The sequence below is a fragment of the Bacillus sp. RSS_NA_20 genome, from assembly GCF_020165915.1.
GTDB classification, from domain to species: Bacteria; Bacillota; Bacilli; order Bacillales; family Bacillaceae; genus Bacillus; species Bacillus altitudinis.
In genome coordinates, this window is the sequence record NZ_JAIUKW010000005.1 from 2,016,837 (window position 1) to 2,029,200 (window position 12,364).

The window sequence follows — 12,364 nt, forward strand, 5'->3', positions numbered from 1 at the left end:
CTTTTTTATGATTGGAATGGGGCTGGTTTTTCATCACTTAAACCATAACGATGGAGAAGCTCTTCGACAATTCGTTTTGACGCTTGTCCATCACCATATGGATTAGACGCCTTTGACATGTTGTCGTACTCTTTCTGATCGACTAGAAGCTGTTTTGCCATGTTGTAAATGGTCTCTTCATCTGTACCTGCGAGCTTAAGCGTACCAGCTTTCACGCCTTCAGGACGTTCTGTTGTATCACGAAGCACTAATACTGGCTTTCCTAAAGAAGGGGCTTCCTCTTGCACACCGCCTGAATCCGTTAAAATAAAGTGCGACGCAGCAGCGAAGTTATGGAAATCAACCACTTCAAGCGGCTCAATTAAGTGCACACGATCAAGATCACTGAATTCTGTCTGAGCAGCATCACGAACAGCAGGATTTAAATGAACAGGGTATACGACTTGAACATCTTCAAATTCTTTGACAACACGGCGAATCGCTCTAAACATGTTCTTCATCGGCTGACCAAGATTTTCTCTGCGATGAGCCGTTAATAAGATCATTTTATCAGAACCGATCTTCTCTAAAATTGGATGTTGATATTGTTCTGTGACTGTTGTTTGCAGGGCGTCAATGGCGGTATTCCCTGTCACACAGATGGTCTCTTCTTTTTTATTTTCTACTAAAAGATTCTGCTTCGCCTCAGCCGTAGGGGCAAAATGAATGTCAGCAATAGTGCCTGTCATTTGGCGGTTCAATTCCTCAGGGAACGGCGAGTATTTATTGTGTGTTCTTAAACCCGCTTCAACGTGGCCGACAGAAATTTGGTGATAGAACGCAGCCAAACTTCCTGCAAAGGTTGTCGTTGTGTCGCCATGAACAAGCACAATATCAGGTTTTTCTTCTTGGAATAATTGATCTAGTTTCAACAATGCATTTGATGTAATTTCAGATAATGTTTGGCGCTGCTTCATGATGTTTAGATCATGGTCTGGCGTAATAGAAAATGCCTCAAGAACTTGATCTAGCATTTCTCTATGCTGAGCTGTGACAGTGACAATTGAATTTATTTGTGGATGTTTATTAAGTTCAAGGACAAGTGGAGCCATTTTGATTGCTTCAGGTCTAGTACCGAAAATAGTCATTACATTTAGTTTTTTCACTTGTTTATGCCTCTTTCCTAGTATAATACTTTCAATTATACACAATTTGGAGGATAAATTTAATGATATAAAAAAGAAATTTACATTGAATTAACGTTATCATTCACCCTCCTTTACATTTAACATATAAAATGTAAACTAGCTAAAAATCATTTTTAGTGAAATCATTTGTCTTTCCTATGATTTGTAAGTTACACTTTATAAAGACGACCAAGAACTAACATTGATTATTAAATCGGTTATCTATGTAAGGAAGGTGCAAAGTTCATTGAAAAAAGTACGTAAAGCCATAATACCAGCAGCAGGTCTCGGAACACGTTTCCTCCCTGCCACAAAGGCTATGCCTAAAGAAATGCTGCCAATCGTTGATAAACCAACCATTCAATATATTATTGAAGAAGCTGTTGAATCAGGAATTGAAGACATTATTATTGTCACTGGAAAAGGAAAAAGAGCCATTGAGGATCATTTTGATTTTGCGCCAGAGCTTGAGCGCAACCTTGAAGAAAAAGGAAAAAGTGAACTTTTAGAAAAAGTGAGAAAATCCTCTAATATTGCTGATATTCATTACATCCGTCAAAAGGAACCTAAAGGACTCGGACATGCCGTTTGGTGCGCACGCAACTTTATCGGTGATGAACCTTTTGCTGTTTTATTAGGTGATGATATTGTCCAAGCCGAAACACCTGGACTTCGCCAGCTGATGGATGAATATGAAAAAACCCTATCATCAGTGATCGGCGTTCAACAAGTAGCAGACAGCGATACGCATCGCTACGGGATCATTGATCCTCTTACCCAAGAAGGACGCCGCTACCAAGTGAAAAACTTTGTTGAAAAGCCGCCGCAAGGAACCGCACCATCCAATTTAGCCATTTTAGGGCGCTACATTTTCACGCCAGAGATCTTTATGTACCTTGATCAACAAGAAATTGGTGCAGGCGGAGAAATTCAGCTGACAGATGCCATCCAAAAGCTCAATGACATCCAGCGTGTATTTGCCTATGATTTTGAAGGAAAACGATATGATGTCGGAGAGAAGCAAGGGTTCATTGAAACGACGCTAGAGTTTGCCCTACAAGATGAAGAGCTAAAGAAAAAACTCATTCCATTTATGAAACAGCTACTTGAAAAAGAAGAAGTGAATTAAAAAAAGCTGCCGGCATCGGCAGCTTTTTATTTACTCACTGAAACAGTCAGCGTATGCTGTTCATTATCGATAACAAATAGATGATTTTCGCCTTTTACTGCGAATTTCGTTTGTTTTTCATTCATCCAGACATTTTGTTCTGTCAGCCCAAGTGTTGAAGGAGAGATGGGCATGATATCGTGGAACACCATCGTATTTGCATGGCCATTTTCAATCACATAATCGGTTTTCTCAGTGGTCAGCCGCTCAATGGTATCGCCTTGTTCACTTTTGACCGAGCTAAGTGTCTGCATTCTTTGCTTCAGCACAGACTCTTCTTTTCCAAGGAAAGAAAGTAAGTACTCATACGAACCCGCAGATGCGGGTGATACATAAGAATTAAACTGACCTGGTCCGATGGATAATGGCTTCAATTTATCCGTCGTCTTAAAGGCTTTCGGCTCCACAAAATACGTTCCTGCTGCTGTTTTAATTTGAACGATTTTTTTATTTTCACCTACAGCCTGTACTTCTTGTCCAAACGACAACGAGACGTCTGCCTTTTCCTTCATGGCTTGGTCTTTATAGACTGTTAATGGATCTTCCACAACAATACCTTGTTGATCAACCTTTTTTAGAGACGTATCCTTCGGTTGAGAACTTGTGGACTGGGGCACTTCTGTTTTATTTAACGTAATGGCACCAAAGGTGGCCAGCGTTCGAAGAGGGCGATCTGAAAACATCGAAAGGGCAAGTAAAATCGTCAAGATTGTAACAAAGGTCACTTGAAATGCAGGACCAAAAAATGAACGTTTCTCTCCTCTATCTTTATAACGAGTGACTTTTTCTGCCTTGTGTACTCCTTTTCGAGCTTCCTTCTGTTCCATTTGGTATTCTTGTTTCTCTTTCTTAGAGAGCTTGTTGAACCAATTCACAAACTCTTTGTATTCTTCTACAACCTTATCCGTAGCATCAAACATACGAAGCTCGCCATAATGCATCCATGCAACTCGATCGCATATTTTTTGAATTTGACCAATGGAGTGACTGACAAAAAAGATCGTCTTTCCTTGCTCTTTAAATTCTGTAATGCGGTTCACACATTTTTGATAGAAGGTTTGATCTCCTACAGACAATGCTTCATCAATAATGAGGATATCTGGATCAATATGTGCTGATATGGCAAAGCCCAGACGGGATTTCATTCCGCTTGAATAGCTCTTTACAGGCTGATCAATAAAGTCTCCAATATCCGCAAACTCTACGATTTTTTCATAAAGATCGTCAATTTCCTTATTTGTCAGACCCATCATTAAGCATTTTAAACGAATGTTGTCTTTCCCGCTTAACTGATTGTTCAACCCTGCTGATATGGCAATTAACGAAGGCTGGCCGTCCATATCAATCTCACCGCTTGTCGGTGGAATGATTTTCGCTAGAAGGTTCGACATGGTTGATTTTCCAGATCCATTAATCCCCACAAAACCAATTGTCTCACCCTCATATACATCAAAGGAAACGTTACGAACAGCAAAGAAACCTTTATTGTTTTTATTCGGAAAAAACAGCCCTTTGATTTTATCTGACTGCTTTTTATATAGAAAATACTGCTTGGATACGTTTCGAAACGAAACCTTTAGTTTCATCGTATAATCTCCTTACTTTTTAAAGAAAATCGACAAATTTATCCCTAAATTTCAAATGTAGCAATGAACCAACTATTAAAAGAAGAAGTGTAATCAGCCAAAAATAAAGCGTATATTTGACATCTTGAAAAAACCAATCTCCTTTAATAAAACTTTTCCTAAATCCATCAATAATATAATATAAGGGATTTAATTTTAGGGTAGTCGCAATCCATTCATACTTACCCGTGAATTTATCTCCAATATCCCATAAGATAGGCAGCAAAAACATGAGTAATCTTGTCAAGGATTGCAATAGTTGTTGATAATCTCGAACAAGAACACTAATCGTTGAATTAAACAGACTGAAAGCGAACATAAACACAATCATACAGATAAAATAATAAATATATTGAATCCAGTGGATATCAGGATAGATGCCATTTGCTATGAGCATAATCACATAAATAACCATCATTAAAAAGTAGCTGAATAAATTTGAAGTGATGACTACTGAAGGCAAAGCACTAATAGGGAAATTCATCTTAGATACTAAGTTTATGCGTTTGAAAACACTATTCGCACCCTCTGTAATCGTCGAACTAATAAAAAACCATGGAATTAAACCTGCTAACATCCAAATAAGAAAGGGTATACTTACATGAGAACCGTCTGCCATTTCTGCGGTTCTTCCGGCCCCTCTAAGACCTAAACCGAACACAAACCAATAAGCCATAATTTGAATTAGTGGGTTCAATAATTGCCACAGAACGCCCAAATAGTTCAATTGATATTTTGATTTGGTTTCATATACAGCTAACCTTAAAATTAATGGCATTGAACCAAACTGCTCTTTTAGAATTTTATACAATGCATTCACTCTAATCTTCCTTAATTTTAATTGAATAGAATAGACTTTAAATTGATAAAAGCACCGCTCATAATTGTAACAGAAAAATTCCTTCTTTTCACCTTTCGCCTTATACAAAGTCTTCACATTTAAATGACGAATATGTCAAAATGCTTTTTTCATTAAAGCAAATATTGACTTAAGCGACGTAATTCCCAGACCGTTTTTGGTGTTTTGCAAAGAACGAAACGCCTTATGTTATCCATAAGGCGTTAGAATTAATCTTTTTCTTTTAGAAACTCTATTATGTTATCATTTTTCCATTTCATACCTTCGTATAAATTCAAAATGCCTTTTAATATATCTCTTGCTTCACTTTTGTCATACTGATGAATAAGGCTGAACTTTTTCAAATACCAATTCTCTACGTATTTCTCTAACTTTTTCTTCTTATAAGCTGCTAAAAGGTTTTCTTCCTTTAACCATTCAATTCTTTCTTTTTCTAATATAAAGTACTTTTCAAAAAAGCTCTTATCGATTCGATTGATTGAAGAGTTCTCAACCATAGCATAATAAATATGGATAGGTGTGTTTAACACCTTGAAAGACTTCGCTTTTAACAACATTTTTTGGAAAAATAGTGTATCTTGGCCAAGTGCTCCTTCTACCATTCTCAGTTCATTTTTTATCAACAAGTCTCTCTTTACAATTAAAGCTTGTATACTCATTGCTTTAAATGCAACATTTATTAAAAAGTCCGAATGCGGTCCTTGCCTGTGATCTACTCCCTCATTAAGGGACATCATATTAGGGTAGTAAGTGAATACTTCCTTTTTATCAGAAAGCCTTATCATATTACCAATAAACAGATCATGTTCTTCAGATAAAGTAGCATCTAAGAGTTCTTTATATCCATCTGTAATTGCTTCGTTATCTGGATCTAGATATGTTACCCAATCCGCTGTCACAAGTTCCAGCCCTTTATTTCTAGGTCGAGAGGCGCTACCACTTCCACCCTTTGGATACAAATACGATTTGACATTCTCGAAATCTTTATCAAGGGACTGTACAATATGATCTGTTATATTATCAGTCGACCCATCATCCACTAAAATAATCTCCATTTTTTCAAATATAGAGCTTCTTTGAAGACTTTGGAAACATTTATATAATAGATGTCTGCCATTATTATAAACAGGGATAATAACAGATAATAAATATTCTTGAGTTGGTTCATTATCCATGATTTCACGTACATTCACTGATAATTCCAAAGGATCAACACTATATCCATTGGAAATAGAGGTATTTGAACTCTTTTCAATATCTCCCCAGGTGAATGACTTTCTCCAATAAACAGTCCTAAACCGGTCTTCTATTCTTTCAACATAATTATGCTCTACACCAGTCGTAAACTCACCATTATACTCATAAGCATCTTTTGTAATATAGTCACAACGTGTATATTTGAATGCATTTATCATATCTTCTAAATAAAATTGTCCATACTCATATTTATTGCTAAAACACGCAATGACGTCATAGTTATTATACATCTCTTCCGACATTTCATCTTGAGATATAAGTGTCTTATCAGGATAGGACTGTTTATTAAACATTTCAATCACATGTTCATTTAGGTTCTCTGCTACAACAAGGACTTTTCGATTTAGATGTCCTATATGATCATTATTAACTATTTGTATCAATTCGTTTACCCTATGGAAAGCCGTTTCGGATTTTAAAACGGTTCGAACACCTTCCATTTGAATTTGATACTTTTCTTTTTTAGTCAATTTAAGCAAATATTGTTTCAACTCTTCACTAGTATTCACTAAAAACACATTAGGAAATTTGCTGTTAATTCCCACACTATAGTTTGAAATGACAATAGTTCCTGTTGCTTGTAACTCATATACGCGATTTGCAAACATCGTCTTGCTATATTTTACTGAATTCAAGTTTAAAGTGAAATCATATAACTTGTGTATTTTTTGAAGCGTTTCATGGTCTGTTGATTCAACAATAAAAGGTACATATTTTTTTGGATAAAAATGGCGCTCCAATTTCAAGAAGAAGTTCCGATCAATAATAGTCAAATCTTTCTCGGCATTAAGCACACCTTCAAATAACTCTTGAGTATCCTCTTGTCGATATGGATACTTTTGATACCAAGACCCAGCGAATAGAATATCATCCCTTCTATTCATTCTGGTTCCTATAGGATTATGATACAACGGGTTTACAGCGAACTCTAGTACATCGTATGACCTGGCATTCGGACAATCTTTTCTGTAATCTTCTAGAACTTCACTACATGTTGTAAAGATATGATCTGCTTGTTGAGCTAAGTCAATATACTGCTCGTAGTTAACTGGATCTTCTTTAGAGTAGAATATTACAGGAATACTTTTACTCTTATAAAGCTCGATAATCGCATTTATTTCGTCTCGTACCTTTTTAATTTTAGGATTGCCGAGCCCTTTCCACTTACCATCTAATCCTTTCCAAGCAGTTGATACTAGGAATAGATCAATTCTTCCTGCCTCTTCTTCAAAATTATCTTGATTGATATAAATAAAATTGGCTGCATCTTTTAGGCTTTTGTACAAAAATTCATCTGCGATAATTCCAATTGTGACATGACTCTTCTGAAAAAATCTCGTTCCATTGCTAGAAGGCAAAACATTTATTTGAGATTTTATGGATTCATAATACCCTTTTTTGTGATTCTTTTTTAAATATTGAAGGTACTCTTTTTTCCTTTGGTTTTCAACTGTCTGAGTCTTTTCAGTTTGTATATCTACCAAGGTCTCCGGCACATGGAAATTAGGTATATTTTCCAGGCTTTTTTCAAGCTCGTTAAAATCTTGATTCTCTTCGAAGGCTTTTAACATTTGCTTAAAATAAGAAAGTTCCTGATTAGCAGTCGTTCTTTTCTTTTGGTTTACTAATAACTGTTTTTGAAATTTCCCCATCAAATTCACCTATTCTTTCTTTTTCGAGATTTATATCTCCAGTAAGCTAGTGTCAACCTACCTAATTTTGATGAGGATAGAGCTGCATAACGTCTTTTTATTAGGTCCAGTTCTTTTTCAGTCTTCTTAGCTTGTTCTAGTACTTTTTTCTCATTTGTAATCAGATTTAATTTTTCTTGTTTTGCTTCTACTAATTTTTTTAGCAGGCTAGCAGTTACATCCCTACTTTGATTTTGTTCAGTGTCATCAGATTTCTTCAGCCGATCCAAAACCTTCAACAGACTTTCAGCAAAATCAATCTCATTAGAGTTTGTAGTAGGAATTGCTATAAAGCCTGTCCATAAAGGTCTGATGACTTGTTCAATTCGAAAATTCTTTTTATGCATATAAAGCATCAATGATACTATTGACTTTACTTGCACAGAATTTTGATCATGGTTAATCCAAAACAACATAACACCATCATTATTTAGAAATGGTAACACATCATCGACTAACCGATTTACATCAGACATAAATTCAGTCGCATTACCTAACACAATTGTGTCTATTTTGTCTGGCTGATTGGACAAAGTACTGAATTCAATGATTTCTTTACCGATAAAGGATAAATATTTTTCACCCTCTTCTTGTAAACCAAATTGAAAAAAGACTCTTTTTCCCCTAGTGTTTGTTAATAACCATTTATCTGGTTGTTCCGTACTTTCTTTAAATACATTGAAAATTTCTGTTGAAGGTATATCCATTACTGCTCCTTTCTAAGAAAATCTAAGCTTTACATTCACCAAGGAAAAGCAGATTTAAACCAAGGCTTCTTCTTTTTTTATTTCAGAAGAGAGATTTCCGAAATTAATATAAGTGAACTGTTCGTGTCGATTTTGCAGAACATTTTTTGTGTCAAAAATCATTTTATTTTTCATGCCATCAAGTCTTTCAAAATCAAATTCTTTAAACTCTTGATGATCGGTTAGAATCAAAATTAAATCAGATTGTTGAACAGCTTCTTCTAAGTTTTTAATGACAAACTCCTCATCCACATGTGGATCATATGCATCGATTTCATATTTATTCTGATTTTTTAATAAATGATAGATTTCCATTGCTGGGCTTTCTCGAATATCATCGACATTACCTTTGTACGTAAGTCCAAAAATAGTCACCTTATTTCCTTCTACTTTTTCCATGAGCTTCTCAACATTTTCAACAACATAGTATGGCATAGATGTATTAATTGAACGTGATAAGTTAATCATTTTCGCTGTTTCAGGGGCCTTCGCTACAATAAAATACGGGTCTACTGCTAAACAATGTCCGCCGACACCAGGTCCAGGTGTATGCAGGTTAACACGTGGATGCTTATTGGCCATTTCAATGACATCTAGCGCATTAATGTCTAGATCATTACATACTTTTGTAAGTTCATTTGCCAGTGCTATGTTAACATCTCTAAATGTATTTTCCATTAGTTTAGACATTTCAGCGGTTTTGGCATTTGTTCTAATAATTTCACCTTGAACAAACGTTTCGTATACTTTTGCTCCCGCCTCTGTACAAGCTTCTGTAATCCCGCCAACGATCCGGTTATTAAAGATTAGTTCATGAAGAATCTGACCCGGCAGAACTCTTTCCGGACAATGTACTAGATATAGATCTTCACCAATAACGTAACCCTTTTCTTCGAATAATGGTTTAATCACGTCATCCATGCTTCTTGGACCAATAGTAGATTCGATAATTACAACATTCCCTTTTTTCAGGAATGGAATTACTTTCTCAACAGCGCTCTCTACGTACGTTAAATCACATGATTTATACATGTCATCACGGTTAGGTGTAGGAACAGCGATGATAAAGACATCTGCTTCCTCTGGTGTTAAAGAAGCTTTAAATTTTTCAAGTTTAATAACTTCAGTCAAAGCGTCTTGGAGACCTGGCTCCTCTATATGAATCGTTCCACTATTTAAAGAGTCTATCACACTCGGTTTCACATCTACTCCTACGACCTTAACACCATGTTTCGCAAACATAATTGAAGTTGGAAGACCAATATACCCCAAACCTACTGTACAAAGTTTCATTATTTTTACTCTCCTTATGATTGAATTTGTCCATAAACTTTTAGAAGTGATTTTTTTTCTTGTTCCCAATTGTATTTAAGCCTTGCCTGATGACAATTCTCACTGTACTGATGACGCAATTCAGGATTTAAAACTAACTTGTTTACACCCGCTGCGATTGAAATCGGATCGTGAGAGTCAACGACTACTCCAATATTTTCACCTGAAACAACTTTCTTAATTTCTGGAAAGTCACATGCTATGACAGGCACACCCGCCATAATATATTCAAATAGTTTATTTGAAGAGGCTGAATAATGGTTGAAGCACACATTATTCAATACCTGAAAACCTAAATAAGCATTTTTTGTATACCTAGGGAGATCTTCCAAAGGCACCTTTGGTAAAAATTTCACTCGATCAGTGAGCTTCATGTCTTCCGTTAATTGCATAAGGCTTTCTTTAATTCGGCCATCTCCAATAAAGACGAGGATGCCTTCTTCGAAATTAGGTGCTGCCTTAACTAAATTTTCTAAACCTCTACCAGTTTGAATTCCACCTTGATACAACAGGATTTTTTCATCCTTGGAAATGTTTAAAATCTCATGCAAATCTATTTTCTCTATCTCTTTTTTTTGATCGAACGGATAATTATGAACGACTTTTGGGTAAAAACCATATAGGTCTTCGTTGTACTTGGCTCTCGTGTGATTTTCGACTATCATTTGATCAACAAACTTTAAAAGGAAAGATTCCATCTTCCCATATAGTTTGCTATCATACCCAGTCCTACTTGTTTGAACTTCATGTGAATCATAGATGAGTCTTTTTCTGTTAAAAAGTTTAAACTTTGCACAAATAACACCCTGTGGTAAAGTATTTAAATCATTAGAATGATAGATATCATAATTTTTATTCCATCCTTTTACAATCATTCTTAAAAAGATACTTGATCTAATGATTAATGTTCTCACCTTTTTAAGAAGTAAGGATGAAAATAGGATTGTGAAGGCGATCGTTATAATAGGTAAATAAAAAACACCCGCAGCCCACACTAGTAATAGAAGAAGTAGAAGATACTTTTTCTTCTTTAGCAAAGTCAGCATAGACTGAAATAAAACTAACCATCGAGGGTACCTTTTAACTCGGTGGACACGAAATCTTTCATTGATTTCCTCATATGTCTTTAATCCAGGCATTGATGGATCGTGTATACAAATTAGATCGACATCAGATCCGTCTTCTGACAATGCTGTACATTCTCTCAAAACTCTGGCATCGTTGGTAAAGTGGTTCCATACAAACATACATACATTTTTTTTCATGCTTCATTAACCTTTTTTATAGTATTTTTTATTACATTATCTAAAATCATAATATTATTATCCCATAAAAAATTCTTTTCAATAAAGTTCTCGCAATTTGTTTTCATTTCTTGAACCAACTCCGGATGATGATACAAGTGTAAAATAAGAGAAACCATTTCGTCACTCGTTTTTGTTTTAGCTACTAAACCTACATTTTCTTGCTCAATTAATTTTTTTGAATATCCAGAAAGTGAAGCCACTACAGGTAACTGGCAGCTCAAGTAATCTATAATACGTCCTGGCAAAACCGTTTCAAAGATGACTGAACGATTAAGCGTTGCTATACCAATATCACAATTTGCCATCATTTTGAGACACTCTTTTCTTGATAATGGATCAATAAATTCAACGTGTTTCAATTCTTTTTCAATGATATATCTCTCTAATTCTTTCTTATTGACTCCATAACCTAGAATCATAAATCTGATATGATAATCCTTTAAACTCGTAACAATATCACGAAAGACATGCACATCTTGAGCAAGACCTAAATTGCCTGCGAACACTACTTTAAACTCTTTCCTCGTGTTTTTTACTGAAATTTCTGGCAGTTCTTCACGCCTTGCAGAGTTTGGTATGAACGTTAATTTAGCTTCTTGCTCCTGTAAATGCTTTTGAAAACCTTGGCTGTTAATGATAATATGATCTGATTTTGAATAGACAAATTTTTCTGCAAGTTTAAAAAAACCGATGATCATGGGATTTTTGAATATCCCCACTCCTTTTAAAGAGTCTGGCCACAAGTCTCTTATGTCTAAAATCATTTTTGTCTTATATCTAAATTTAGCAATAATTCCAGCAAAGGCAACAAAAATCGGGGGGGTTGTAACATAAATTAGATCATATTTATTTTTATCCTTAAAAATAAATATGATCATCCTAAGCATTATTTCTAGATAATAGAAAAGTCTATTCAAAAAGTTAAAAGCATATTTTTTGTTTTTTACTTTCACTCTTATAAATCTTTCATTCTGACTATTTAATTCTTCTTCGTCCCAAAGGTCATGAGAATCATAGAAATTTTTTTCTGGATAAGTTGGATCCGTTGTTAAAACTTTCACATCGTATCCTTTTCTGTGCAGCATCAAAAATATATTCTTGAGTCTATTACCAGCGCTACCTATTTCAGGGTAGAAATTTTGAGAAATTAATAAAATCCTTTTTGACAATCAAATCCCCTGCACTTTCAATTGACAATCGATATTGGTAAACA

The 12,364-nt window shown here is 35.2% G+C and carries 9 protein-coding genes; 1 reads left to right on the plus strand and 8 read right to left on the minus strand.

All coding sequences use genetic code 11. From position 1 onward, the window contains the following. Positions 1-5: 5 nt before the first annotated feature. Complete coding sequence (gene wecB, locus LCD32_RS16065) at positions 6-1,145, minus strand: non-hydrolyzing UDP-N-acetylglucosamine 2-epimerase (RefSeq protein ID WP_060781486.1); 1,140 nt, start codon at positions 1,143-1,145, stop codon at positions 6-8. A gap of 268 nt (positions 1,146-1,413) precedes the next feature. Here wecB and galU point away from each other — a divergent pair, with 268 nt between their 5' ends. After that, on the plus strand, positions 1,414-2,295 hold the full coding sequence (gene galU / locus LCD32_RS16070) for a UTP--glucose-1-phosphate uridylyltransferase GalU (RefSeq protein WP_008343198.1): 882 nt from the start codon (positions 1,414-1,416) through the stop codon (positions 2,293-2,295). A gap of 26 nt (positions 2,296-2,321) precedes the next feature. Here the strand turns inward: galU and tagH are convergent, their stop codons facing one another. The 7 genes from tagH to LCD32_RS16105 all read right to left on the minus strand — a co-directional run bounded on the left by tagH (position 2,322) and on the right by LCD32_RS16105 (position 12,320). Further along, positions 2,322-3,920 (minus strand): teichoic acids export ABC transporter ATP-binding subunit TagH, encoded by a 1,599-nt coding sequence (gene tagH, locus LCD32_RS16075; protein WP_224564228.1) that lies wholly within the window; start codon positions 3,918-3,920, stop codon positions 2,322-2,324. 19 nt (positions 3,921-3,939) lie between these two features. Next, complete coding sequence (locus LCD32_RS16080; RefSeq protein WP_224564231.1) at positions 3,940-4,779, minus strand: ABC transporter permease; 840 nt, start codon at positions 4,777-4,779, stop codon at positions 3,940-3,942. Positions 4,780-5,027: 248 nt separating this feature from the next. Beyond that, complete coding sequence (locus LCD32_RS16085; protein WP_224564233.1) at positions 5,028-7,727, minus strand: glycosyltransferase; 2,700 nt, start codon at positions 7,725-7,727, stop codon at positions 5,028-5,030. A 5-nt stretch (positions 7,728-7,732) separates the two neighbouring features. Beyond that, positions 7,733-8,473 (minus strand): hypothetical protein, encoded by a 741-nt coding sequence (locus LCD32_RS16090; protein WP_041507855.1) that lies wholly within the window; start codon positions 8,471-8,473, stop codon positions 7,733-7,735. Between the two features lie 54 nt (positions 8,474-8,527). Beyond that, positions 8,528-9,805 carry a nucleotide sugar dehydrogenase gene (locus LCD32_RS16095; RefSeq protein ID WP_224564236.1) on the minus strand — a complete coding sequence of 426 codons (1,278 nt, stop codon included), beginning with the start codon at positions 9,803-9,805 and terminating at the stop codon, positions 8,528-8,530. Between the two features lie 14 nt (positions 9,806-9,819). Continuing rightward, positions 9,820-11,109, minus strand: a complete 1,290-nt coding sequence (locus LCD32_RS16100; RefSeq protein WP_224564248.1) for a glycosyltransferase — start codon at positions 11,107-11,109, stop codon at positions 9,820-9,822. Further along, positions 11,106-12,320, minus strand: a complete 1,215-nt coding sequence (locus tag LCD32_RS16105) for a glycosyltransferase family 4 protein (protein ID WP_224564250.1) — start codon at positions 12,318-12,320, stop codon at positions 11,106-11,108. Before LCD32_RS16105 ends, LCD32_RS16100 begins: the two co-directional genes overlap by 4 nt. Positions 12,321-12,364: the final 44 nt, after the last annotated feature.